This window comes from Algoriphagus taiwanensis (genome assembly GCF_036245645.1).
GTDB lineage: Bacteria > Bacteroidota > Bacteroidia > Cytophagales > Cyclobacteriaceae > Algoriphagus > Algoriphagus taiwanensis.
This window is the reverse complement of sequence record NZ_BTPE01000002.1, coordinates 419,298-442,755: the sequence shown is the minus strand read 5'-3', so window position 1 is coordinate 442,755 and position 23,458 is coordinate 419,298. Positions and strand designations below refer to the sequence as shown.

The window sequence follows — 23,458 nt, the reverse complement described above, 5'->3', positions numbered from 1 at the left end:
GAAATTCACCTTCGGCTTATTTTTTGCGATTGAAAAAGCCAAATTGAACCTAATGAGGCAATTTCTTTGATATTCGCCTTATCTTGCAATGAATTGAAATCACCAGAAACCCCACGATGCATTCAATTAAAAAAATCCTTTTACACCTTTCGATAATTATCGGACTTTCGGTCCTTCTTGGATTCCTTTTTTTGAAAGTTTACCTGCCTGTTTATACCAATCATGGCGAAACAGTTTCTGTCCCTGATCTATCAGGATACACCTATGAGGAAGCAGTAGGATTATTGGAATCCACCGGGCTTCAATATGAGGTTTCTCCTGATTCACTTTACAGCACCGAATTTCCAGCTTTAGCTGTCCTGAAGCAAATACCAAAGTCCAGCTCTCAGGTGAAAAGCGGAAGAAAAGTTTATCTCACCCTCAACTCCAGGAATGCCCCGATGCTCAAGATGCCCAATCTGGTGAATGGGCTACTGAGAAACGCCCAAGAAATCCTTGCAAATATGGGTTTGGAACGGGGTGAAATCATCTATGTGCCGGATATTGGAATCAATGTGGTCCTTGAACAGCGCTACCGAGGCGTAAAGGTCCCTGAAGGATTTGAAGTGCCAAAAGGTGCCAAAATCGACTTAGTAGTAGGTGATGGCATGGGCAATCAATTTCTGCAAGTACCCAATTTGATCGGCTTAGATGAAGATGAGGCAGAATTCCTTATTTTAGGCTCTGGCTTGCGGGTAGGAAGTAAAAATTATGCACAAAACGATACTATTCCTGTCGGAAAAGTCTTTATGCAGATTCCCGGTTCCGGAAGCCAGGTAAAAACAGGCGAACCGATTGAGTTTTGGATTTCTAGAAATTAAATCCTTGAAAAAGAAATCATTCATCCATTTTTTAACTCTTCTTTTCCTTCTTCTTCTTTGGGGAAATACTTCTTCTTTTGCCCAGTTTGCCCAATTAGATCCTGTCGAAAAAATCAAAATTTCAGAGGCAAAATCAGGAACAGACAAAAGGGTTTTAAACCAAAACTCACTCCCTTTTTGGGATGATTTTTCTAAAGGAATCGACACCACCAAATGGTCCATTGACGGAATATCTTACACAGAAACAGTTGGCAACAACCCTCCCTCTTTGGGGATGATTCTGTTTAATGGTGTCGACGAAAACGGAAGACCCTATTCCCGACAAGACCGTGATCAGGGGGAAAGTGACATATTAACCAGCAGGCCTTTTGATTTAAGTGGATTATCAGAAAATGAGAGCAATAGTCTATTTATCAGCTTTTTCTGGCAGGCTGGAGGTAAATCAGAAGCGCCGGACTCCAATGACCAACTGATTCTTCAGCTACTCAATCCGGATGGGAATTGGGTGACGGTCTGGGCACAAAATGGAGGAGATGAAAGGGATCGGGAAAATTTTGCCCAGGAAATAATTGCTATTGATCCCAACCTATTGCATGAGGCCTTTCAATTCAGGTTCTTATCCTCAGGGAGACTAAGTGGACCATTTGATGCATGGCTACTAGACTACATATATCTTAATTCCGGAAGAAGCCTATCAGACCTTACCTACCCTGACCGAGCGATCACTCAGCCTAATTTTGTTCAACTAGGAGATTATAGGGCATATCCTTGGGAAATTCTGGATCGATTCCAACAAAATAATTGGAGTCTGGTATCCAATGAATTTCTGAATCTGGAAAACAGATTCCGAGCCATGGAATATACCATCACTGCCCAAGATTCCATCAGGCAGGCTGTTCTGCCGATCAATTCAGATTCGCCATTCAATCCAGTACCCAATGCTTTGGAAAGAAGGGCTTTTTCAAGCAGAGAATTTGAATCAATTCCCAATTTTGGTAAAGCTGCCGACCTCTACTTTGAGACTTATCTGACTACTGGGGATGACCCTCTTTTCACAATTAGTGCTGGTGATACCACATTTTTTGAGCAGGTCAATTTTGCAGATAATGATACGGTTTCCAGCGTTTTTCCGCTTCGTGACTTCTTTGCCTATGATGGAGGTTCTGCTGATTATTCTGCAGGAATCAATCAGCGCTCAGGACAATTGGCTGTCCAATTCCAAAGTCCTGAACCGGTGCTTTTGCATGGAATATCGATCAACTTCACCAATGCAAACCAAGCCAATCAAGCGATCGATTTGGTGATTTGGGAAGATTTGAGTCTAAGGCCAATTTTCTCCTTGGAAAGAGCCATCCCCGTTAAAGAACCTGGACAGGAGTTTATTTACTTTCCTTTGGATACTGCCATTTTGGTAGGACCTGAGTTTTTTGTTGGATTTACCCAGTTTACGAATGATTTTATCCATGTGGGATTGGATAAAACCAATAATCAGGCTGATAAAATTTTCTACAATGTCGGAGGCGGATGGGTTCAAAACGAGGAGGTATTAGGTTCCCTGATGATAAGACCCCACGTCACTGTCAATCAGGTACTTGAGGGAGGCGAAGCCCCTCAGGAGACCTTTCTACTCTATCCCAACCCTGTTAGAGACAGACTAACTATAAGGGGGAAATTTGCGGAAATTCAGATTTTTGATTCCTTCGGAAGGCAGATTTTATTACCAAGGGAATCCCTCGGGGAGGAGGAAATGATTAACTTTAGCGGTCAAAGACCCGGAATCTACATAGTTAACCTTGTTTCTGGGTCGAGTTTGGAATCATTTCGAATACAAGTCCTCAAATAAAATGGAAGATATCTCTGTAAAAGAATTAAAAAGCCGATTGGACAAAGGAGAAAAATTCGTTTTCATCGATGTCCGCGAAGAGTGGGAATATGAGGAGGATAACCTAGGTGCTCAAAATATCCCACTGGGAGAACTCCCCCACCGCTTGAATGAATTAGAAAAGCACAAAGACTCAGAAATCGTCGTTCATTGTCGATCCGGAGCCAGAAGCGGAAATGCCAAGAAATTTATGGAAGGCAAGGGCTTCACCCAAGTAAGAAATGTGCTAGGCGGAATTCTGGCTTATCGAGAACTTTAAAAAGAAAATTTTAACCCTGAGATTTCTTCTCAGGGTTTATTTTTTAGGTGAATATGAAAGGCCGGGGTGAGAAGCACAAAATAAAAATCACCACTGCCAACCAACCTATCCATGTTCTCTTGGTATCCAATGGAACGAACCCACTTACCTCGGGATGTCTCAATCCCATCAGCCTACCCAAAAGAAAAGCATAAAATAACCATCCCTGATATCCTTCCCATTCAGGTCTGATAAAGCTCAATGCGTATTGTCCTGCAGCAATAGAAAGCGCAAAAGTCCATTTCGATTGGGTAGAAAGTTCTGCTCTGGAATAGCAGATGTACAAAAACCCAACATACAAGGGAATTCTGATTATCAAATCCTCAAATGGTATCATCGGAGAGATCATTCCCATCCCAGAGTAGGATAAAAACAAGGTGAAGACCACTAAGGAGATCAGCTTATGATGATGCGGAAATAAGCCAAAAACTACGTGTCCGCCATCCAGTTGACCAATCGGTAAAAGATTCAACGCGGTGAAAAACAAAGCCAAATAACCTGCAAACAGGAAGGGAAAATGGATAACTTCTCCCATATCAGGCATCCGTTCAGGATCCGCAAGAATCTCTCCCATCAAATAAAACAGTAAGTTTTGTCCCAATTCGAAGTTAATCACATCCTCACCGTATCCTTGAAAATTAGGATCAGCATATTCTGGATGGATTTCGTAAATGTATTCTGCTGGTGGCAAGTGGGTAAAACCATAAAATAAAACCCCAAAAGCGATCACAAACCCAGCCAAAGGTCCAGCCACTCCAATGTCAAAAAACTTTTTTCGGCTGTTGACAAATCCTTTCATCCGGATAATAGCTCCAAAAGTTCCGATCGATGGGGCACCAATAAATCCTAGCCAAGCAGGAATAAAGAATGGAAGCGTACACTTCACCCGGTGATAAATAGAAGTGAATAGATGTCCCAATTCGTGGATCAAAAGAATCCCGATAAAAGGAATTGAAAAAGCCATCGACTTTACGAAATACTCCCAAGTCAATGCGGACTCGCCAGAACCAAGGATGGATTTGCTGTATACCCATTCACCTCCGGCAAGGGTGGTTGTCACCAAAGTCAGAACAAACAATAATCCGTGAATGAAATACTCTTTAGGCTTATACATTCCCGAAAAAATCAAAGATTACCCGAGGACCAGTCACTTGAACAGCTTCTATCCCAACAGCCTTAGCTCCCTCCACATTTGCTTTCAAATCATCAAAAAATAGAACTCGGTCTGGAGAGGTGTTAAGCTCAGCCAACATTTTTTCATAAATCTCCGCAGAGGGTTTCGCCAATCCCATCTCATGACTGTAAAACACCCAATCAAAAATCGGATCAAAACGGTCAAGCCCATGCTCAGATCTTAGCATTTCGTGAACGGCATCGATGTGAATTTCATTGGTATTACTAAGTACTCCAACCTGATATTTTTTACGCAGCTCTTTCACCAATTCCAGTCTCTGAGGTGGAATTTTTCCAAGCAGGCTATTCCATAATGTATCGATCTCCTGATCTGACCAAGATTGGCTGAAATAATCTCTCACCTCATCTCTAAACTGGACAGAGGAAATCAGCCCCTTTTCGTAAGACTTATGAAACTCAGTTTGGTAAAAAAAATCAACCCGATCATGAAGTGATTCTTCCAGCTTGCTTTTGATCAGATTCAGAGATCGCTGATAATCAATGTCAATGATTACGTTTCCCAAATCAAATATCAAAAAGTCAACATCCGGGCTATTTTTCATTCGAAAGTCAAGTTGTGTAATTGAACTCAAATATGTAACATTGCACTCCCAAAACCAAGATTTGAGGCTTGAAGAAGCGGATAATTGAGGTAGTGTGAGAGCCCATAGCTCAGTCGGTTAGAGCATTTGACTCTCCCGATCTATCGGGACAGGAGGTCGCTGAAATAAAAATTAATGGGCTCCCGATAAAGATCGGGAAAAGTTGGTAGACCTTCTGACTCTCCCGATCTATCGGAACAGGAGGTCGCTGAAATAAAAATTAATGGGCTCCCGATAAAGATCGGGACAAGTTGGTTAGAGCTTCTGACTCTCCCGACCTATCGGGACAGGAGGTCGCTGAAATAAAAATTAATGGGCTCCCGATAAAGATCGGGACAAGTTGGTTAGAGCTTCTGACTCTCCCCGACCTATCGGGACAGGAGGTCGCTGAAATAAAAATTAATGGGCTCCCGATAAAGATCGGGACAAGTTGGTTAGAGCTTCTGACTCTCCCCGACCTATCGGGACAGGAGGTCGCTGAAATAAAAATTAATGGGCCTATAGCTCAGTTGGTTAGAGCTTCTGACTCATAATCAGGAGGTCGCTGGTTCGAGCCCAGCTGGGCCCACAAAAGGCTGGATTTATTCCAGCCTTTATTTTTTATGCACCCATCTATTTTAAATACTATTTTCTTGAGAAAATTGAATATCCTATCGCTTCACCAAAAGCATATTGCCCGTGACATCAATATTCTCGGCAATTTTTGTAATCACTAAAGAAGGAACCTCTATTTGATAATCTTCGGGCATCACCTGGAATTTAAATTCTAACCTTAAGTCCTTCCCAGTTGAAGTGATTTTTCCTTTCACAGAAATTGGCTTGGTCACACCATGAATTGTAAGGCTCCCATCGGCCGTAACCGGATAGGTACCGGGTACAGTCAAGTCTACCTCCTCTTTGATTTTTCCTTTGAAAACGGCCGTTGGATATTTTTCACTTTCTAAGTAATTCTCATTGAAATGCTCCTGCATGAGCTTGTTGGGAAAAACAAAATCTGTGATTCTCATCTGAACAGCAATTTCTCTGGAATCCGAATTGATAATGGCTCCACTTTTCTTATTCAGAGCCTCGATTGTTTCTAAAGGAGTATCTGAGTAAAATGAAACCTCACCTACCGATGTACCATAAAGCGTTTGTGCCCAAGCATTCCCCACTTCGGTAAAGAAGAGAATTAGGGTTAGTTTTAGAACGGTTTTCATTTGTTTTTGTGTTTAGCAGCTTTGTCAAAGCTGAATGTCCTTGAAATATTGAATCCATAATAAATATCTCCGTCCTCCCAAGAACCCACCGTTTGTCCGATAAAATGCTTTTCTATCATTCCGCGGGAATTGGTAAAATGCAATTGAAAGACGTGCCCACCAGTCTCAATATCTACCCCGATCGAAATCGCATCGTGATAGGGATAGGTTTTTCCGGCACTTGCCTCGTAAGCGCCCGGATCAGAAAAGGAATGATAATATTCGCCGGACAGAGTAAACCGCTTAGTAAGCTTATACCTCCCTCCTATTCCCAGAGCCCACAAATCATTTGGAATTGACGGATCCTCCACCTTATTGTAATGCAGAAAAGTTGGCATTACTTGGAGGGAAAGTCTTTCATTGAATTTTCTAGCCATCAAGACTTGTCCCCAGTAAGAATACCTTTCCAGGTTGGAATTAAAGCGCATTTCTGAGCCAGATTCCATAGAATATCCTGTCTCCATGGTATTGATAGCCCAGCCAGCCAATCCTGTCACTGTTACGGGAAATTTATTGGATTGTCTTAGGACTTTATATTTGGTGTAGAAGTCATAGGTCTTTTCAAGAGAGCTTCTCCCGGCGCCTATCAACCAATTGTCTGTCAATCCATATTCTAAACCAAGTCTGATTTTCGCTTCATCCAAGCCAAAGAAATTGGCAAGAAAACCACTATTGACCGCACCAAAGCGATGAGATATCCAGAAATTGAGATGATTTTTGGAAATCGTCTCAATAGTCTGTCCATTGATCAGACGGGTAGCTTTGAAGGTCGCAAGAGTGTAGAATGGCTTTTTGGATTGTTCCTTTTCTAACATTTGCAAAAGATCATCCTGAGCCAAAGCAGGAGAAATCTGCCCAAGACCGAAAAGGACAAGTATGAAAGCCAAGCCAACTATGTAGTTTGAAATTCTTTCCATTATCAATACATCACTTTCAATGTGGTTCCAGTCAACTCTGTCGGGTAGGTTTTTAAGCCTTTAGATCCCTTGGAGTTAAGGCCATTTCCAGAAGTATCAAATCTGGCCCCATGCTCAGGGCAATAAAACTCTCCAGATCGGAAATACACTTTCCTTTTCCCTTCATGAGAACATACTTGAGTGACTGCAGCAAATGCAGTATCAGAAATCCGGGCAATCACAATCCTATTGACTATGACGTAATTCCCAACCGTATTCAATCCGGAATAGGCAGAGCTACTCAAGTCCAGACTCAACACATTAGGATCTCCACCTCCGGTACCCGGGTTTAAGTTGGGATCCATACTTTCGTTGATGCAGCTGGTCAGACCTGATGCTGCACAATACACGGCAAACAATGAAGCTCCTTTCAATCCAAGAGATTTTAGAAACTCCATACGGTTCATTTTTTCTTCCATGATTTTAGTAATTAGGGTGTTGTACAAATTTGAAATCTGTACGTCTCTAGTTTCCTTAGCAGACCCTTAAGATTCGCTTAAAAGAAATTGTGACGCTTTTCAATTTTTCTATTAGTCTCTTCTATTGGACTTTTTGTAATCAAAATCCATCCTTTTGTTTCGGATTTATCAAAAACTAAACTGATACTGCATGACCCACATTCCCTTTCTAGGGTTAGCAGAATCAAGGACTAGCTTTTCCCCTGTACCCTCTACCAAAATTGGCCTGCTTTGGTAATCAAGCGAAAGCTTGGATCGATGACCCGCTTGAAGCCAGTTGATTCCGATGGCGTAAGTGGAAATAGGTGTCTCTACCCTCTCGTAATCAGAAAGGGTAAACTGCCCATAGGGTTGAAGCGTACCCAGCTTACCCAATAGGTCCTTTTTCATCAGATACCCGAATTGAGTATAATAGACTTTTCCAGTGCCAATCAGTGGAATGTTATTCCCCGGACCGTTAAAGGTTCCTTGCTCATTTATCCCGTTTGCAGGGTTCATGGCACCTGCGGCCCTCAGGTAATTAGGCCCGAAATCATAATCAATCCATGCCGCATAAGCGGTCAAAGCGGTGCCTTTTTCCTTATCTATCGGGGTATCATAAAATACATCCAGCCCAAACTGACGACTCGCCTGCTGAATCACAGGTTCGCCTACACTTTCCCGGTATTCCACTGCATGATCTTGAGTGGAAAATCCACCTCCGATATTGAAAACTCTCTTTTTTCCCAAATAAGTCCCGGTCATATAGGGAAGCTGATTAGATTCTTTATCCAGAAACTGCCAAAAGAAATACCCCTGATAGTTGATAGCAGGGGCCGATTTACTGTAATAAGCGATTTGAGATACATCTTCAGGCAGAGTCGGCACGGGACTTAATGCAGTCTGAATCGGGAAGGGATTGGAAGCAGAGATTCTGTAATCAAGCTTACCCAGTTGACCTTTTGCAAACACCCCCAATTTTCTAACAAATTGATCAGTAAGGTCATTGGTTGACTCTTCAATGTAGGGCAAATCCAAGCCTAAAATCGAGCCCACAGAAGAAGAGGAATAACGGACCGTACCATTCCAGCCGTGCAGACCCGCACCCAAACTCAACTTGCCCGGAATCAAAGCATATTCTGCAGTAACGTCATGCAGAAAAAGTCCGGGTTTTCTACCTGACAGAGAGCCAAAACTATTGATGCCAAATTGCGTGTAGACAAAAACCTGATCGGTGATTTGTCCCATTACCTGATATCGAACACGCCGAAGTCCCACGTCAAACACCTCATCCTTGGGTGTACCAAAAACAGTGGACCCTGGATTTAAGTCGGTATATCGGACCCATATTTGTCCCAATCCTGTTCCTTTTACCCAGTGGGTTTTCTCAGAATTGAGATAAAGCTTAACCTCTTGATCTCCTTGAGCTTGCGAGGATAAAATCACCGCCCGAAAGAAAATCAGAGTAAGTATAAATCGAATGGAAAGAGATTGCATTTTTTTTAATTGAATTTGGAAAAGGGCTCTCCACCTCCTCCTTGGTGAAGGAGGTGAAGAGTGCATTTTCATTTTGAAATTGGAATGATCTTAAAGTGAAAAAGAGCGATTTAAGCCGGCTTGAGCTTACGCGCTGCCAAATGGTGATCGGATACCGGTTTGTGCTGGTCTAGACCGATTATCCTTACAGTTCCACCATTTTCCTCATACTCATGCTGGAAATGGTGTAGATTTTCCATAACGGAATGATCCACCATTACCGCATTTTTCAGGTCAATCGTCACTTGAAAACCAGCAGGTATTTCTTCCAGCTTCTTTTTGATTCCCAAAAAGTTTGAGAAAATAGCCGCCTTTTCGATCTCCACCAGGTATTCATTTCCAGAAAAAGAAATGGAAGTAGGCGCCTTCAAGAACGAACTAAGTGGAGCCCCATTGATCAGGTGCAAAATCACTTTGAGCAGAATCCCTGCTGCTATACCCACCAATAAGTCCTCTACCAAGGTAAATACAATCGTGACTAAGAAAATTGCCAATTGCTCCTTCCCGATTTTGAAGGTATTGACAAACTCCTTGGGATGGGCCAGTTTGATCCCAACCGTAATCAGCATAGCCGCCAAAGCAGCATTAGGGATCATTTCGATTACCGGAGTAGCTACCAAAACAAAAACCAGGATGAAAAACCCATGAAAGAAATTGGCCCAACGGGTTTTCGCTCCGTTGTTCACATTGGCTGAACTTCTTGCTACTTCGGAGATCATCGGTAAGCCCCCTACCAAAGCACTGATGGTATTTCCTATCCCCACTGCGATCAAGTCCTTGTCATTGTTGGATTTTCTTCGGAAAGGATCACTCAAATCAATAGCCTTGACTGTAAGAAGGGATTCCAAAGTCCCCACAAGAGCAAACATGATCACATATTTGATAAACACGCCGGTTTGGGCGATGCCGGAGAAATCGGCATTGTATTTTACATTATCTACCAGATTGCCGATATGTAGCAAGGCATATGCAGGCTCAGTGTGGGCAAAATCCATAGCCAACTCCGATGGTATAGCAACCAACAAAACCATTAAGGGAGCGGGGATTTTGCCCAATTTGAACTCCTTCAGATAAGGCCAACCCAACATAATCGCCAAACTGTAAACCCCAATAAGAGTAGCTCGAGGATCAAAATTGGCCAAAAACCGAGGAATGGAAGTAATCATTTCGATGATGCTCAGCCCCTTGTAAAGCTCAGGATTCACATCCAATAGCACGGGGATTTGCTTGACAATGATGATAATACCGATCGCAGCGAGCATTCCGTGAATTGCCGAAAGAGGAAAAATATCAGCCAGCTTACCCAGTTTCAGGAAGCCAAAACCTATCTGAACCAAGCCAGCTACAACCATGGCACCCAGTGCCAATTTCCAGCCGGCTTCTCCTCCGCCGAAATCAGCCACCGAACCAGCCACCACTACGATCAAACCTGCCGCAGGGCCTTTGATCGTGAGTCGTGAACCTGCAAAGAAACTGACAACCAAGCCACCGATGATTGCAGTAATCAAGCCCATGATGGGTGGAAAATCGGAAGCTTTGGCAATGCCCAAACTCAAGGGCATGGCTAATAAAAAGACAATAAATCCGGCAGTAGCATCTGAAAGAAAGTTCTCTTTCAAACCTGCCCAACCGTCTTTGGGTATACTAATTTTTGATGTGGTTTTCATATGAATAAGATTTTATCCTTGTTCCTGAATGATTCAGGATGAAATGGATGATTTGAAGGATGAATTATTGGAGTGATTTCTCTTTTTGGCAAAGAGATGGGGACCGAAACCAAATTCCTCAGCGGCATGGTTTATTTTAGTGCCAAGGAAGAGTCTTCCGAATATTCGAATGGCTGAAATCCCTTCCATCACAAAAGCCAAGGCGGCAAATGCAGCCAATAAATATTGGTCTTCATGGATATGACTGAAGAGCAAGTCTTCCCCAATGAAAGTTGGAGAAATCGGAAATCCCATCAACCCAAGCACACTCAGCAGGAATAGGAATGCCAATCCGGGGTATTTTCTGACATAACCTTGGTATTCATAAAGCCCAGACTGACCCAGTTTATTCTTCATCCAAGAGATGACAAGCAAACCTGATAGCCCAAAGACTATGACACCGCTCAGGTAAACCGTTATTTCCCGGAATGAAAAATTCTCATTTTCTGCAATAGCCAAAACCATCCAGAAATGACTCATTATCAACATTATCCAACTCAGCCTAGCTGATTTTCTCTCGGAAAAGGACTTCAGCACCTGCAAAAGGGCTATGAAGGCAAAAACCGAAGGTAGAACAGCGTGAAGCGATGGAGGTAGTTTATAACCCAATACCAACAAGGCAAAGCCGAGCAGATAGCTTGGCACAAAGTAGAACAGCACCGTCTTATAGCTTAGGAAGTCCAGTTTGTGACCCAATTTTTTCATGGGATTGAACAAAATCCGGTTGACTAGGCGATCCAGGTTCCATTCCTTAAGACTCCAGACATAGATGGATACCTTGGCTTTTTCCAGCCAGCTTGAAGTTGGCTTTTGGGCTTTGGGTTCGAATCCGTAAAACTGCTCCCGAATTAAATAACTCACGATAGAGGGCGATACCAACAATTGATAGGTCCTCAGGAATGCATTGCCGGAGAAGTGGATCAAAGCCAAAACTTCAAAACCAGCCGCTACTTCAATAAACATAATCCCGATTTGAGAAAGGGAAGCGTAGCCGATTTGTGTTTTGACGGAGGTTTGAACTCTGGCGATCAAATTGGAAATCACCGCCGTGGTCAATCCTATCAAGCCAATCAACACCCTAACCGCGTATTGATTCTCCCAAAAGGGGTAGGTTCTCAAGAGTAAGAACACCCCAAGGTGAACCGAAAGGGACCCATAGAAGATGGCTGAAGAAGGCGTAGGACCTTCCATAGCCCTGGGTAGCCAGGATGAGAAAGGAAACTGTGCCGATTTGGCGGCTGCTGCAAGCAAGAGCATCATGGCAATGAAAAACCCGATCCCTGAATTGCCCGCCAAACTTTCAGACACCAGTTCAGCATTGGACAGCTTCAGGAAGGTGATGTTTTCATTCCACAAATGATGGCTGGCCCACATAGCCAAAATCATCCCCACATCGCCTATTCGATAGATCGAAAAGACTTTGATGGAGTTTCTGGTAGGAAGCAGATTTTCCCGGTAAAAAGCCACCAAAAGAAAAGATGCCAAGCCCAGTATCTCCCATCCGATAAAGAGGGTTTCAAAATTTCCAGCCAAGACCGTAATGTTGAAGCCCAGGTAGAAGAAAAGAACAGTATTGAAAAACCGCTTGTATCCTCTCTCCCGATGGAGATAGTACCGGCTGTAAAAGGTAATCAGGAAAGTCAGCATTGACCCGATGACTACATACACTGCTCCAACCCGATCAAAGAAGAAGTCAACCAAAAACTCAAAATGTGAGGTTTTGAGCAAAACAAATTCCCGAAGATTCAAAGCCTGAAAACCGTCCCAAGCCCAGAAAACCAGAAATAAACACACGCTGAATAAATTCAGTCCTGCAGTGTAAAATGCCACTTTGGAAAGCAGGTTCTCTTTTGCCTCCGGCACTAACACACTGATTACAAAGCCCACTAAAGGAATCCCTATCATGAGCTGTATCCAAGCTGATAATTCCATTACAATGAGTCGATTAAGTACACGGGTAGATTTTCTTTAGAAAGGAGCAGCTTATCCTGGAGATGCTCAATATGATCTACATGGGATAGCGGTTCATAGACCTCAAACCCTTCCTCTCTGAATCTCAAAAAAGAGCCATCTTCTGGGTCTATGACTACCAAATGCAACCAAGAATTCGAAATCCATTCATAAGTAGCCGGATTGGATCGGATGACCTGAAGTACCACTTCAGGATACTGCTCCACCACAAGCAATAGGCGGATGGGATCATGGATTTCTACCATTTGATAAGGCAAGCCTGTTCTGAGATCTCCGTCCGCCCCATTGGCCACACCAATCAGGCCCATGACATTGTGAGGAAGCTTTGTCCCTGCACCAAGATTGTCCGGGTCCATTCGAGAGAAGTAGTATTCCAAATTGATTCCTCCACAGACTGGGGCAGCAGCTCCAAGGATTTTTGCCAGTGCTTTACCTTCCGGGTCTTTTCGATAATCGTAAGAATTCAAAAAGGCTCTCCGGTCAAAAAACAATCCCTTGATTGTGGACTTTCTGGACACAATACAAAGCGCATTGGTTGCGTGATTGTATTCCGGCCTAGGTTCAAAAAGAGAAAAAGCCCGCTTTTTTACTGCTTCATGAAGTCTTCCCAGAGACTTTCCCTTTTCCAGCGTATCAAACCTTCTGGATCTCTCCAACGCGTTGATTTCGAGAGCTCGGGCAAATTTCTTTTTGTTTTCTTCATGCTTGCGGAGATTCTGCGGATTAAGGAATTCTACGTCGTAGTATTCGATTTCATCCTTGGTGGTATCATGAAGTCCCCCAACAAATTGGGTAGAATCAGGTATCCAAATCCCTCTTTGCTCAAGAAGAAGTCTGACTTCAGGATGATTGGCCATGGCCGCTGCCACTCGGGCATTGACCGACCCAGGTCGTCCACAACAAGCCCCACAATCATAGCCTGCATAATGGGTATTGTTGATACTGGATGCACCATGACCGATCAGGTAGACAAGAGTGGAAAATCGATCCAAAAGACCAATGCTTCTTAGCAATCCTTCCACTCGGTCCGCCATTTCCTCCACCTTAAACCCTACCTGAAGCCCATTTTCCTCCAACCCTTGATATTCAATGGTAAGGCTTCCCTTGGGATCCATATGCTTGAAAGAAGAAACCTCCAAAGCCGAACTGGAAGGTGTCAGAATATTTCCAACCAAACGAAGTGCAGACCAAAAGCCCAAGGTTTGAGCATTGAACCAACCACGGATCAGTGAGTGACTGTTTTGATTGAAATGGGCATCCTTTGCCAGCTTTTTGTGGTTGGCAGTCTCCTTGATCAGGTATTTGGGGGTGACAGGTGCCGGACAGGATTTGGTATGGAACTTCCCAAACTCGGGCTGAAAGTAAAACTCTACATTGAAAAAACCCGGCGTCCCATAGGTGGCGCAGGAAGGATCTACAAACTCCAAATGCCTTCGCGTAGAACATTCCCGGTCATCTATACAAAATAAGGCTTGAAAGCCGGGAACATCCGGAGTGACCGGTTCCCTTTTCACAGCAGCTATTCCTGCCAAAACCTCATCGTAATAGCTCCATTCAAAGGCCTCCTGCCAACATTGCAAGGCCAAATCAACTTCTTCAAAAGGAGTGGTCTCAAAAAAGCTTGCCGTGGAATGAGGAAATCTCAAGCCGATTGGCGCCCAGTTTTCTCCAAACTTTTGATCCAAAGCATCGATCTCCAGGAGGCATTCAAACTTGATCATTTCTTCTAGGGAAATGCTCCTTGAATCCAGAAGACTTTCGGGTTGATTTTCCAAAACTGCAACCATCCCGGACCAGCCCGGATGAGCAAACTGCTGATCAAACAAATACCAGCCATAAGCTTCCGGCCTTTCTACCAAAATCTCAAGAAGGTCTTCCAATACAAGATCTTCCTTGTGCAAGAGCAGCTTGGCGCGCTTCGACTTCAGCAATGAAGAGGCACTACTTCTCTCCATCCATCGGATAGAATCCAAAAATCCGCCTGATTGAACAGGAAAGGACCAAATTGAAATCCCCTGATCCAGATAAGCAGAAAGGATTCTAAACAAAAAGGGATGGGTGATTTTATCCAGATTAAAGTGGTACTCACTTTTCCAAAGCCCTCTTAAGCGGCCAATCTTAGGAACGGAAACTTCTTCGAAATTCTGATCCAATAATTTGACTGCCCATTCTTGAGAATGAATCGGACCGAAATGGTCTTCCAAAACCTTTTTGAGGATTTCCCCTTTGATTTTTCCCTCCCGGTACATCTTCCGGTAGTCTTCGATTGGGAGATATCCCCGATATCCAAATTGGATTTTTGCCTGCTTTAGTCCCTGATTGAAAGGAAGGTTTTGGAAAGCATGCAGGGTATTATGATGGACAAAGTCCTTGAGCGGAGCCTGCGCCGGAAGAAAATGCTTCAATTCTTCCAAAAGCACACCCATTCGCAAGACTTCGCCTTGTTTGAAATGGTTCATGGTAAATTAGCTGAGTGAATAGAGTATTCCCGGTTTTCGGGAAGGATTTTGTCCGATGAGGACAGCATACAACGGTGCCTAAATGGCAATAATCAACTCAGCGCGATCTTCCAGGAATGATAAAAATCGTATAAATGAAGGCTGCCTTTTCCAGGCCTTTCTTCAGTAAAATCGTTGGATCTCCCAGAAAGCTTTACTATCTGAAAATGAATATAAAGACCCTGAAAGTTTTCAATTGGTCCTTCCTCCTCGCTTTCTTCTTTTTCTTCTCCATAATTTTCACAAAACCCAAATAGATTATGCAATTGGGCATTTTCCTGAAGGTATAGCTGCTGTTGATGGAGATGATTTTCTTGATTAGAAAATACTTGTGAATCAATGGCTAGTACATCTCCAAGAGGATTTTGAAAGACCAAAACCCAACGCAGAAGAAGGAAAAATGTGGAAAGGAAAGAAACCATCAAATTCAATTCACGAGGTAAAATTAAAGAAAATTGAATCCGCAATATTTTTTATTGAATTTATTTATGTTAAAAATTAAAAAAATTTATGAAAATGAAATTTCTGTTCAAGCCAACAAATGGTAAAGTCGGAATTGAAAGTAACTCTGAGGAAAATGGACCCCATTTTTTAGAAACAAAAAAACCTCGGGAATCCGAGGTTTTGGGGGTGATTGGAACAACTTTTCTCCTTGTCTTTAAGGACTCATAGAGAACCTGACTCAGAAAGGAATGTTTCATATGCCAAATAAAATTTCGATTCTTTGAATCAATTTATTCTGCATGCATACAAAATTAGGGCAAAAATCTAAACTAACCTACTCAGGCTCCACTATTTGACATATGTCAAAGCTTTTGAAAATGTAGGGTTAATTTTTGATCTCAATGTTTCCGCTGGAAACCTGACCATAAATCGTAAAAGGAGAACCATGATCGATCAGCAATGTGCCTGAAGAGCCTCTGTCCCCAACTTCCACTTTACCGCTTCCGGCTTTCAAATCAAAATTGAAAGAATTCAAATCAGAAAAAGTCTGAATCTTGAAATTACCCGATGAACCCGAAAGGAATGTCTTTGGCCCCAGGCCGACTTGTTGGGCATGGACAGAACCTGAGCTTATTTTGATCGTCTGAAGCTCCTTTACCTTTTCCATCATCACCCTACCCGAACTCATCTCCACATTTACAGCTCCTTCAATATTGAATAGGTCGATTTTTCCGCTGGATGCATCCCAATCCAAGTCTCCATTCATATTGCGGATTTTTATTTCCCCGGATCCTACTGACCCCAAGACAAAGCCTGAGATTTGATTGGCTACCAATGAACCCGATCCTACTTCTGCCTTGATTTCATCAGCTTGCACATCTTCAAGCAGGATCTTTCCGGAACCTACTGAGACTGCCAATTCTGGATAATTTATTCCAAGAACTTTAATCTCTCCGGAACCACCTTTGATTTGAAGTGCCATCGCTTTTGGTCCGGTAATGTAGAGGTAGCCCCGGTTTCTTCCGGTACTCCATCCAGACTTTTGATCCAGTTGGACCAATAAGCGGTTTTCATCCACGGAATAGTCGATCCTGAACTTCTCCCCTCGGGATGATTCCAACTGTCCGATTAACTTTACTTCCTCCATCCCTTCGATCCCCTGATAGTTTACCTCCAGAAATCCAGATTCAATTTCAATCATTTGGATACCGGTAAACTCCTCGTCGATTTGCTGCACGACATCCAATTCTTCAAAACAAGAGGTCATCAGGAACAAAGAACTACCCAGCAGAGCCCAATTTGCCAGAGATTTTATTTGCGTTTTCATTTTAGTGTGGGTAAATAATAATTGGTTTAGTATTTTTCAGAAAGGGGAAAATCCATTCCCTTTCCTCCAAGACAACCCAAAAACACTTTACCCCTACTTCCTCCCAAAAAATGATTGCAAAAACTCCCCCTCCTCCCTATTTCGCGGTGATTTTTACCAGTTTGAGAACTGAGATTGATGAAAATTATTCGGAAATGGCTACTTGGATGGTTCAGCTAGCCCAGGAACAGGAGGGATATTTGGGACACGAAAGTGCCCGGGAAGGAGTCGGTATCACGGTCAGCTATTGGAAAGATCTGGAATCGATCCGAAAGTGGAAAGCGCATACAGACCACCTTCTCGCCCAGAAACTAGGAAGAGAAAAGTGGTACAGGGGATACAAGACCCGAATCGCGGTAGTGGAAAGAGACTACGAGTTTGAAAAGTAGGACTTTCTACTTCTTTTCGATTTCAGCCTTCAGCTGCTTGACCCGGTCTTTGATTTGAATTTCACTGATATCCAATTGAAAGGAAGTCGCCTTTAGGAAGTCATTGACCGCTCCTGAATGATCGGTACTTTTCCCTTCTGCCAAAGTCACGTAGCGCATAGTGGACCAAAGCACGGTCTTTAACTGGGTCTTGGAGTCGTCGGTCATGTAGTACTCCACCAAAATCGTGTTGTGATTGTACCAAAGGATGCGACTCATGATTCTCACCCACTCTCCTACCATAGCTGGCTTGACGTAGCTGATGTTATGATTGTACACCACCCAAGCAGCTTTGTAAACTCGGATTAAGTCGATGATCTCCAAACCATAAAGCTTCGGCACCTGATCCTCCCGGGCATTGAAAAAGTAGTCGAAATACTTGGCGTTATTCAGGTGTCTGAGTGGGTCACAATCCTGAAATCGGATGACGACTCTACTTTCTGTTTCTTTTGGATAGTGCTTCTCTGGGTTAAATTCAAACATGATCAGATGTCTTGACTGTTAATGATTTTCACTCCGGCCTTTCGGAGTTCTTCTTTGGCTATTTTCCCGTCTTCAGGCTTCAAGTTTACAGCTCGGGTAGCGTCTTGAATCAAATAGGTTTCGAAGCCCAGATCATTGGAATCCAAAGCCGTGAACTTCACACAATAATCCAAAGCAAGTCCGCAAACATACACCTTTTGCACTCCATTTTCCTTCAGATAGCTCCCTAGACCAGTATCTCCTCTTCTGGCATTGTCAAAAAACCCCGAATAGGAATCCACCTGCTTGTTTTTCCCTTTTTGAAATATAGCTTTCCACTTTTCACGGGATAAGTCTGGATGAAATTCCGCTCCCTCTGATCCCTGCACACAATGCACAGGCCACAACGTCTGAGGCAGACCCTCCAAAATGATCTGCTCCCCGGGAGACTTCCCCGGGTGATGCACAGCAAAACTCCCGTGATCTGCAGGGTGAAAATCCTGCGTAGCGACCACATGCTCAAAATTTTCCTGAATCCGATTGATCAGCGGCACGATTTCATCCCCTCCACTTACTGCTAAGGCTCCTCCGGGAATAAAATCGTTTTGCACATCAACGATCAGCAGGACTAAATCTTTATTCTTGCTCATTCTTTTCATTTTCAAAATTCTGAGACTTCAGCACCAGTTCCATTCGGAGATGATGCAAATTTTCTTCCAAGCCTACGGGGTAGAGGTGGGGATTGACGAGGCGCTTGTGTGTCTTATCCAAGGATTCCAGCTGCTGAGCTGCCCGCTCCCTGATTTTTTCCAAACTGGGAATGGAATAAACCAACTTGCCAGCCTTGAAAATCGGTTTCAGCAACACCTCTTCTGAGTAAAAAGCAGGCATCAGCCTTTTCCGGCGGGTAGGATCGATCGGATCTATGATGACCACTCCCCGGGGATTGATTTCTTCTTCTTCCAAATAAATCATATCTGCCACAGCCTTGTCTTTGCTGTAATACCGCTTCACATTATGAAGACCCGGAATATTGATTTTCATGGACTGTTGGGAGACCTTGACCTTGGGTACCCATTTTCCATTCTCATCCTTGATAGCTGACAGTTTATAGACTGCACCTAGGGCAGGCTGGTCGTAGGCAGTTACCAGCTTGGTGCCTACCCCCCAGACATCTATGGCCGCTTCCTGAGTTTTAAGAGAGGTGATGATTTGCTCATCCAGGTCATTGGAAGCGACAATTTTAGCCTCTGGAAACCCTGCCTCATCCAGCATTTGCCTTGCCTGAATGGAAAAATAAGCCAAATCCCCGGAATCTATTCGGATTCCCACCATCTCCTTTCCTTTATCGCGTAGGATTTTCCCTACTTTGATTGCATTCTTGATCCCCTGAATAGTATCATAGGTATCCACCAAAAACACGCATTTTTCTGGAAATGCTTCCGCATAAGCCTCAAATGCCTCCAATTCTGTTTCAAAAGACATGATCCAACTGTGCGCGTGCGTACCGGAAACGGGAATTCCAAAAAGCTTCCCTGCCATGACATTGCTGGTCGAAGTGCAGCCTCCTATATAAGCTGCCCTGCTAGCCGCCAAGGCTCCGTCGATTCCCTGAGCTCTTCTCAAGCCAAACTCCAAAACAGGGGCTCCATTGGCCGCGACATTGATTCGTGCGGCTTTGGTAGCGATCAGGGTCTGGAAATTGATGATGTTGAGCAAAGGGGTCTCCAATAGTTGACACTGAATCAAGGGACCTCTCACCCGAATCAGAGGAGCATTGGGAAAAACCACCGTCCCCTCCTCCACTGCTTCGATATCACAGGAGAATTTTAGATTTTTCAGGTAATCCAAAAATTCCTCAGCGAATACAGGACTTCCATCCTGATTTTTCATTTGGGCCAAATAGTCCAGGTCTGTTCCGGAAAAGCGGAAGTTTTTGCAGTAATCGATCACATAATCCAAACCCGCAGCCAAGGAGAATCCACCCTGAAAGGGATGCTTTCGGAAGAATAGATTGAAAACAGCCTCCTGCTCCCCTTTACCTGCCTTCCAATACGCATAGGCCATGGTGAGCTGGTAAAAATCAGTGAGTAAAACCAGATTGCTTTGATAGAGATCCTTGGTGATTTTCATGAGATGAATAGCCTTTTATCCGCTTTGCTTCAGCAAGTACATTCAAAGGTACATTCTAAGCCCTTCCCCACCAAGTAAGCTTGAGTAATGGAAAGAATTGGAAAATATTTGGATATTGAGATTACATTTTTCCAATCACCGTCGACCAAGTAATGATTAGCCGATGAAGCTAAACCGAAATTTAACCGATCAGGAGCTCCTGGAGCAGATTAGATCCAAAACCAATCCCAATCAGGCGATCAATCAGCTTTATGAGCAGCATTATGGAGTACTGGAAAACTACATTCTCAGAAACTCCGGCAACCAAGACGATGCTGCAGACCTGATTCAGGAAGTGATGTTGGTCTTTGTCAAATTGGTTACTCAAGGCAAATTCAGGGGAGAGGCATCCATTAAGTCCTTTCTCTATAGCATTTGCAAAAATCTTTGGATTTCGGAATTGAGAAAAAGAAAAAGCATGAGTGCCAGAAACGAACGATACGAAATGGAAAAAGACGAAATGGACTTGGACATTTCGGAGGAAATCAGCCGAAATGAAAATCTCCGCTTTGTGATGGATCTTTTCGAGAAGCTGGGAGAAAAATGCAAGCAGGTGCTCACTCTCTTCTATTTCGAAGAATTGCCAATGAAAGAAATCTGTGAAAAACTGGAGTTCAGTTCGGAGCAGGTCTTGAGAAACAAAAAATACAAATGTCTCCAAAGCCTGACCGATCAGGTAAAATCCTCCCCTTCCTTACAAACCCATCTACAAAAAGCACTACGCCATGAATAACAGATACCTTATAGAAGACCTGGAAGCCTATTTGGACGGATTGATGGAAGCAGAAAAAGCTGAGCAATTAGTTGAAGACCTCAAAGTGGATTCTGCACTGAAATTGGAACTGGAAGCCTTGAAACTCGCCCGTGAAGGAGTCCAAATGGCTGCCTGGAAAGAAATGATCCGAAAATCTCAATCTGAATTCCTGAATGATCGTGACTTTTCTGCAATTGAGTCTGAGACCCCTACCCGCTCCATCTCCCCTTTCACTTGGGTAAGTAGAATCGCCGCATCCTTGACCTTGCTTCTGGCGGGAGTTTTTGCAGTCCTGTTTTTCAGCACCTCACCAGAAAGTATCACTTCCAAGCATTTGGATTACCAAATCCCCGTAATGAGATCCGGAGAATTTGAAATCAGTACGTTGGAGGAGGCTTATCAAAAGAAAGATTTCGAAACAGTCAAAAAATTGGCTTCTGAAATAGACATCTATAGCGCCAAGGATTATTTCATCTTGGCCATGTCAAATCTAGAACAAGGTCAACCCGAATCTTCAGAAACCTTATTGCTAGCGATTGAAAATAGAAATCAGCTCAATCAATCCCAAGACTTCGCTGATCAGATTGATTACTACCTGGTGAAAGCCTACTTGGAGCAGGGAAAAATCAGTGATGCCAAAGCAAGAATGGAAAAAATCCAAAATGATCCTCAGCACACCTATCACCAGAATTTCACTGCCTGGGACAAACTGAAAATGACTCTTTTGGAATGGAAATATTGAGCCAGAATGGCCGCAAACCAAAGAAAACTCCCACTCCCGGGAGTTTTTTTCATTTTTTTCTTTTGTAATGGTTACATCTTTTCCCTTGGCTGCGACTAAGAGAAAAATCAAAAGAAAACATGAAAAACTATCTTATTCTACCCGCACTGCTCCTATTTCTTGCATTCTCTTTTTCTTCCTGCTCGGAAGATAACAATCCCGATGTGCTCGGCACCGGTGAGGTGAAAATCGGAATGGGAATCAAACTTCAGAATTCAGTTAATCCGGGAGCCAGACTGACCAATGCCGGCTTGGAAATCAACTCAGGGTTCATTCAGGTAAAGGAAGTCGAGCTGGAAACCGAGGGAGTGGATGATTCCGGAAGGGAGTTTGAAAAAGAATTGGAATATAGATTCCCAGAAATCAAAAAGATCACTTTTGATGAGTTTGATTCCGGAGTGGACTTTTTCATTGCCATACCTGCCGGTAACTATGAAGAAATCGAAGTAGAATTGGACTTGATTGATAACCGAAATCAGCCTTCTCTTGAATTGAACGGCAATTTTAATAAGCAAGATGGAAGCGCTGTTCCCTTCAAGTTTCAGGTATTTGGAGATGACGACGACGATTGGGATTTTGAAGTGGAATTGGAAGCAGAAGATGACGATGACCTTTTCTTTTTGGATGCAGTCAATAATCCCCTTGCCTTATTTCAGATTAATGCTGAGGGTTGGTTCTCCGGAGTCAGCACATCTGAATTGGAAGCCGCTGAATTGACAGATGGCGTGCTTTTGATCACCAAGCAAATCAATGGTTCTATTTTCAGAAAGGTGGAGCAAAGAATCAAAGACTCCACTGAAATTGAATTGAAAATGAATTAATCTCATCAATTGATATTAGGCTAAAAAGCCTTTCCCATACTTAGAAAAGACACCTCAAGGGGGCGTCTTTTTTCTTTTAATGAAATGATTTAAAAAATTCAAAATCAATACTTTATACTCATTCTCAATTTTTAATCCTCCTCCTTTAAATACTATTTTCTTTATAGAAATTCTAAAAAAAAATTAATCCGGAGGATTACAATTCCAACCGCAGGATCGACCAAAAGGCAGATTAAATCATCAACCTTTTATGAAAGTCAACTTCCTGTCTTTTCTTTTCCTTCTGCTCTTACTGCTGATCGGAAGTCCTCAATCTGCACAAGGACAATATAAAACCCGACTTTGGAGCAGCTTCAATGTGGGTGCGCCTTTGACCGAAAAATTGGACATACGAGCCTCCTACATCAAATCACTAAATATTGACGAACCTGGTCTCGAAACTTCCTTCAATTGGTATGCAGCGGCCCTGACCTATCAAGTCTCAAAAGATTGGCGACTCCAGCTGGGGACAGCCTGGATGAATCTTCCGAGCTCCGGTCGGACTACCCACAGATGGAATATGGAGGGCAGCCATAGAATCAAGCTTGATCGCAGGTTTACCCTGAGAAACAGCCTGCAGCTGGAAGCTCACAATGACCAAGAGTCCAGATTCGACTACCGGGTGATTTTGGGTTCAAGAATTGGCCTAAGAAAAAGACTGGACTTCCTGAGAGTCGCCCCTTCACTGAACTATGCACTTTTCTTCAATATCGGTGGAGCCCCTATCCGGTACTTTTCCGAGAGTGGGGAGGAAATCGCCCGAAAACCATCCAATGGACTTCATAGGGGAAGGTTGATGGCCAATTTCAATTTCAAAATCTCCAAACCCATCCGACTTTCCCTGTACTATATCAATCAGCATGAATTCAATCTGGTCCTTTCAGAAACCAATAAAATCAATGTGCTCAACCCCAATACGGGCCGAATCCAAAGACCATTTAATAACCAACATATCATCGGACTTGCCTTGTCCTATCAAATCAAACCTCTCAATGGGGAAGGCTTTCTCCCAATCAACTTCTAATCACTATATC

Annotated in this window: 22 protein-coding genes and 1 tRNA gene; 9 read left to right on the top strand and 14 right to left on the bottom strand. The window is 43.3% G+C overall.

The window, feature by feature from the left end; translation table 11 throughout:
- Nucleotides 1-116: 116 nt before the first annotated feature.
- From AAA938_RS04175 to AAA938_RS04165, 3 genes are read left to right on the top strand one after another with little or no spacing between them, the layout of a single operon-like run.
- On the top strand, nucleotides 117-860 hold the full coding sequence (locus AAA938_RS04175) for a PASTA domain-containing protein (RefSeq protein WP_338227383.1): 744 nt from the start codon (nucleotides 117-119) through the stop codon (nucleotides 858-860).
- Nucleotides 861-864: 4 nt separating this feature from the next.
- The gene (locus tag AAA938_RS04170; RefSeq protein ID WP_338227382.1) at nucleotides 865-2,703 is read left to right on the top strand and encodes a T9SS type A sorting domain-containing protein; all 1,839 of its coding nucleotides are present in this window, start codon (nucleotides 865-867) and stop codon (nucleotides 2,701-2,703) included.
- Nucleotide 2,704: 1 nt separating this feature from the next.
- Nucleotides 2,705-3,001 (top strand): rhodanese-like domain-containing protein, encoded by a 297-nt coding sequence (locus AAA938_RS04165; RefSeq protein WP_338227381.1) that lies wholly within the window; start codon nucleotides 2,705-2,707, stop codon nucleotides 2,999-3,001.
- Nucleotides 3,002-3,044: 43 nt separating this feature from the next.
- Here AAA938_RS04165 and AAA938_RS04160 read toward each other — a convergent pair whose 3' ends face one another.
- Nucleotides 3,045-4,154 carry a site-2 protease family protein gene (locus AAA938_RS04160; RefSeq protein WP_338227380.1) on the bottom strand — a complete coding sequence of 370 codons (1,110 nt, stop codon included), beginning with the start codon at nucleotides 4,152-4,154 and terminating at the stop codon, nucleotides 3,045-3,047.
- A complete protein-coding gene (locus AAA938_RS04155; protein ID WP_338227379.1) occupies nucleotides 4,147-4,776 on the bottom strand; it encodes an HAD family hydrolase in 630 nt (209 codons plus the stop codon). The genes AAA938_RS04160 and AAA938_RS04155 overlap by 8 nt, the downstream gene beginning before the upstream one ends.
- A gap of 533 nt (nucleotides 4,777-5,309) precedes the next feature.
- Between AAA938_RS04155 and AAA938_RS04150 the strand changes: the two genes are divergently transcribed.
- Nucleotides 5,310-5,383, top strand: a tRNA-Ile gene (locus AAA938_RS04150).
- 82 nt (nucleotides 5,384-5,465) lie between these two features.
- Here the strand turns inward: AAA938_RS04150 and AAA938_RS04145 are convergent.
- The 9 genes from AAA938_RS04145 to AAA938_RS04105 all read right to left on the bottom strand — a co-directional run bounded on the left by AAA938_RS04145 (nucleotide 5,466) and on the right by AAA938_RS04105 (nucleotide 16,928).
- Nucleotides 5,466-6,014: a YceI family protein gene (locus tag AAA938_RS04145; protein WP_338227378.1), complete on the bottom strand. Its 549-nt coding sequence runs from the start codon at nucleotides 6,012-6,014 to the stop codon at nucleotides 5,466-5,468.
- Nucleotides 6,011-6,940 (bottom strand): DUF5777 family beta-barrel protein, encoded by a 930-nt coding sequence (locus tag AAA938_RS04140; protein WP_338227377.1) that lies wholly within the window; start codon nucleotides 6,938-6,940, stop codon nucleotides 6,011-6,013. Before AAA938_RS04140 ends, AAA938_RS04145 begins: the two co-directional genes overlap by 4 nt.
- Before the next feature lie 32 nt (nucleotides 6,941-6,972).
- Nucleotides 6,973-7,428, bottom strand: a complete 456-nt coding sequence (locus AAA938_RS04135) for a Rieske (2Fe-2S) protein (protein WP_338227376.1) — start codon at nucleotides 7,426-7,428, stop codon at nucleotides 6,973-6,975.
- Nucleotides 7,429-7,596: 168 nt separating this feature from the next.
- Nucleotides 7,597-8,943: a hypothetical protein gene (locus AAA938_RS04130; RefSeq protein WP_338227375.1), complete on the bottom strand. Its 1,347-nt coding sequence runs from the start codon at nucleotides 8,941-8,943 to the stop codon at nucleotides 7,597-7,599.
- A 110-nt stretch (nucleotides 8,944-9,053) separates the two neighbouring features.
- On the bottom strand, nucleotides 9,054-10,649 hold the full coding sequence (locus AAA938_RS04125) for a SulP family inorganic anion transporter (protein ID WP_338227374.1): 1,596 nt from the start codon (nucleotides 10,647-10,649) through the stop codon (nucleotides 9,054-9,056).
- A gap of 33 nt (nucleotides 10,650-10,682) precedes the next feature.
- Nucleotides 10,683-12,620: a proton-conducting transporter transmembrane domain-containing protein gene (locus AAA938_RS04120; RefSeq protein WP_338227373.1), complete on the bottom strand. Its 1,938-nt coding sequence runs from the start codon at nucleotides 12,618-12,620 to the stop codon at nucleotides 10,683-10,685.
- Complete coding sequence (locus AAA938_RS04115; protein WP_338227372.1) at nucleotides 12,620-15,118, bottom strand: YbcC family protein; 2,499 nt, start codon at nucleotides 15,116-15,118, stop codon at nucleotides 12,620-12,622. Before AAA938_RS04115 ends, AAA938_RS04120 begins: the two co-directional genes overlap by 1 nt.
- A 92-nt stretch (nucleotides 15,119-15,210) precedes the next feature.
- Nucleotides 15,211-15,579 carry a hypothetical protein gene (locus tag AAA938_RS04110; protein WP_338227371.1) on the bottom strand — a complete coding sequence of 123 codons (369 nt, stop codon included), beginning with the start codon at nucleotides 15,577-15,579 and terminating at the stop codon, nucleotides 15,211-15,213.
- Between the two features lie 407 nt (nucleotides 15,580-15,986).
- A complete protein-coding gene (locus AAA938_RS04105) occupies nucleotides 15,987-16,928 on the bottom strand; it encodes a DUF4097 family beta strand repeat-containing protein (protein ID WP_338227370.1) in 942 nt (313 codons plus the stop codon).
- Nucleotides 16,929-17,038: 110 nt separating this feature from the next.
- Here AAA938_RS04105 and AAA938_RS04100 point away from each other — a divergent pair, with 110 nt between their 5' ends.
- Nucleotides 17,039-17,356: an antibiotic biosynthesis monooxygenase family protein gene (locus tag AAA938_RS04100; protein WP_338227369.1), complete on the top strand. Its 318-nt coding sequence runs from the start codon at nucleotides 17,039-17,041 to the stop codon at nucleotides 17,354-17,356.
- A gap of 6 nt (nucleotides 17,357-17,362) precedes the next feature.
- On the opposite strand, the gene AAA938_RS04095 is transcribed toward AAA938_RS04100, so the two are convergent.
- From AAA938_RS04095 to AAA938_RS04085, 3 genes are read right to left on the bottom strand one after another with little or no spacing between them, the layout of a single operon-like run.
- Nucleotides 17,363-17,878: an acyl-CoA thioesterase gene (locus tag AAA938_RS04095; protein WP_338227368.1), complete on the bottom strand. Its 516-nt coding sequence runs from the start codon at nucleotides 17,876-17,878 to the stop codon at nucleotides 17,363-17,365.
- Between the two features lie 2 nt (nucleotides 17,879-17,880).
- A complete protein-coding gene (pncA, locus tag AAA938_RS04090) occupies nucleotides 17,881-18,507 on the bottom strand; it encodes a bifunctional nicotinamidase/pyrazinamidase (RefSeq protein ID WP_338227367.1) in 627 nt (208 codons plus the stop codon).
- Nucleotides 18,494-19,990 carry a nicotinate phosphoribosyltransferase gene (locus tag AAA938_RS04085; RefSeq protein ID WP_338227366.1) on the bottom strand — a complete coding sequence of 499 codons (1,497 nt, stop codon included), beginning with the start codon at nucleotides 19,988-19,990 and terminating at the stop codon, nucleotides 18,494-18,496. The genes pncA and AAA938_RS04085 overlap by 14 nt, the downstream gene beginning before the upstream one ends.
- A 163-nt stretch (nucleotides 19,991-20,153) precedes the next feature.
- Between AAA938_RS04085 and AAA938_RS04080 the strand changes: the two genes are divergently transcribed.
- From AAA938_RS04080 to AAA938_RS04065, 4 genes are all read left to right on the top strand, one after another.
- Nucleotides 20,154-20,762, top strand: a complete 609-nt coding sequence (locus AAA938_RS04080; RefSeq protein ID WP_338227365.1) for an RNA polymerase sigma factor — start codon at nucleotides 20,154-20,156, stop codon at nucleotides 20,760-20,762.
- Nucleotides 20,755-21,525 (top strand): hypothetical protein, encoded by a 771-nt coding sequence (locus AAA938_RS04075; protein WP_338227364.1) that lies wholly within the window; start codon nucleotides 20,755-20,757, stop codon nucleotides 21,523-21,525. The genes AAA938_RS04080 and AAA938_RS04075 overlap by 8 nt, the downstream gene beginning before the upstream one ends.
- Before the next feature lie 119 nt (nucleotides 21,526-21,644).
- Nucleotides 21,645-22,385, top strand: coding sequence for a hypothetical protein (locus AAA938_RS04070; protein ID WP_338227363.1), 741 nt, complete (start codon nucleotides 21,645-21,647; stop codon nucleotides 22,383-22,385).
- Nucleotides 22,386-22,635: 250 nt separating this feature from the next.
- Nucleotides 22,636-23,448, top strand: coding sequence for a DUF2490 domain-containing protein (locus tag AAA938_RS04065; protein WP_338227362.1), 813 nt, complete (start codon nucleotides 22,636-22,638; stop codon nucleotides 23,446-23,448).
- Nucleotides 23,449-23,458: the final 10 nt, after the last annotated feature.

Bases quoted from the DNA above. Each gene is read 5' to 3' on its own strand.
- AAA938_RS04065 (WP_338227362.1), top strand. From the start codon at position 22,636: ATGAAAGTCAACTTCCTGTCTTTTCTTTTCCTTCTGCTCTTACTGCTG.
- AAA938_RS04155 (WP_338227379.1), bottom strand. From the start codon at position 4,776: ATGAAAAATAGCCCGGATGTTGACTTTTTGATATTTGATTTGGGAAAC.
- AAA938_RS04110 (WP_338227371.1), bottom strand. From the start codon at position 15,579: ATGGTTTCTTTCCTTTCCACATTTTTCCTTCTTCTGCGTTGGGTTTTG.
- AAA938_RS04165 (WP_338227381.1), top strand. From the start codon at position 2,705: ATGGAAGATATCTCTGTAAAAGAATTAAAAAGCCGATTGGACAAAGGA.
- AAA938_RS04125 (WP_338227374.1), bottom strand. From the start codon at position 10,649: ATGAAAACCACATCAAAAATTAGTATACCCAAAGACGGTTGGGCAGGT.
- AAA938_RS04120 (WP_338227373.1), bottom strand. From the start codon at position 12,620: ATGGAATTATCAGCTTGGATACAGCTCATGATAGGGATTCCTTTAGTG.
- AAA938_RS04100 (WP_338227369.1), top strand. From the start codon at position 17,039: ATGATTGCAAAAACTCCCCCTCCTCCCTATTTCGCGGTGATTTTTACC.
- AAA938_RS04160 (WP_338227380.1), bottom strand. From the start codon at position 4,154: ATGTATAAGCCTAAAGAGTATTTCATTCACGGATTATTGTTTGTTCTG.
- AAA938_RS04095 (WP_338227368.1), bottom strand. From the start codon at position 17,878: ATGTTTGAATTTAACCCAGAGAAGCACTATCCAAAAGAAACAGAAAGT.
- AAA938_RS04085 (WP_338227366.1), bottom strand. From the start codon at position 19,990: ATGAAAATCACCAAGGATCTCTATCAAAGCAATCTGGTTTTACTCACT.
- AAA938_RS04105 (WP_338227370.1), bottom strand. From the start codon at position 16,928: ATGAAAACGCAAATAAAATCTCTGGCAAATTGGGCTCTGCTGGGTAGT.
- AAA938_RS04075 (WP_338227364.1), top strand. From the start codon at position 20,755: ATGAATAACAGATACCTTATAGAAGACCTGGAAGCCTATTTGGACGGA.
- AAA938_RS04130 (WP_338227375.1), bottom strand. From the start codon at position 8,943: ATGCAATCTCTTTCCATTCGATTTATACTTACTCTGATTTTCTTTCGG.
- AAA938_RS04145 (WP_338227378.1), bottom strand. From the start codon at position 6,014: ATGAAAACCGTTCTAAAACTAACCCTAATTCTCTTCTTTACCGAAGTG.
- AAA938_RS04175 (WP_338227383.1), top strand. From the start codon at position 117: ATGCATTCAATTAAAAAAATCCTTTTACACCTTTCGATAATTATCGGA.
- AAA938_RS04135 (WP_338227376.1), bottom strand. From the start codon at position 7,428: ATGGAAGAAAAAATGAACCGTATGGAGTTTCTAAAATCTCTTGGATTG.
- AAA938_RS04070 (WP_338227363.1), top strand. From the start codon at position 21,645: ATGAAAAACTATCTTATTCTACCCGCACTGCTCCTATTTCTTGCATTC.
- AAA938_RS04080 (WP_338227365.1), top strand. From the start codon at position 20,154: ATGAAGCTAAACCGAAATTTAACCGATCAGGAGCTCCTGGAGCAGATT.
- AAA938_RS04115 (WP_338227372.1), bottom strand. From the start codon at position 15,118: ATGAACCATTTCAAACAAGGCGAAGTCTTGCGAATGGGTGTGCTTTTG.
- pncA (WP_338227367.1), bottom strand. From the start codon at position 18,507: ATGAGCAAGAATAAAGATTTAGTCCTGCTGATCGTTGATGTGCAAAAC.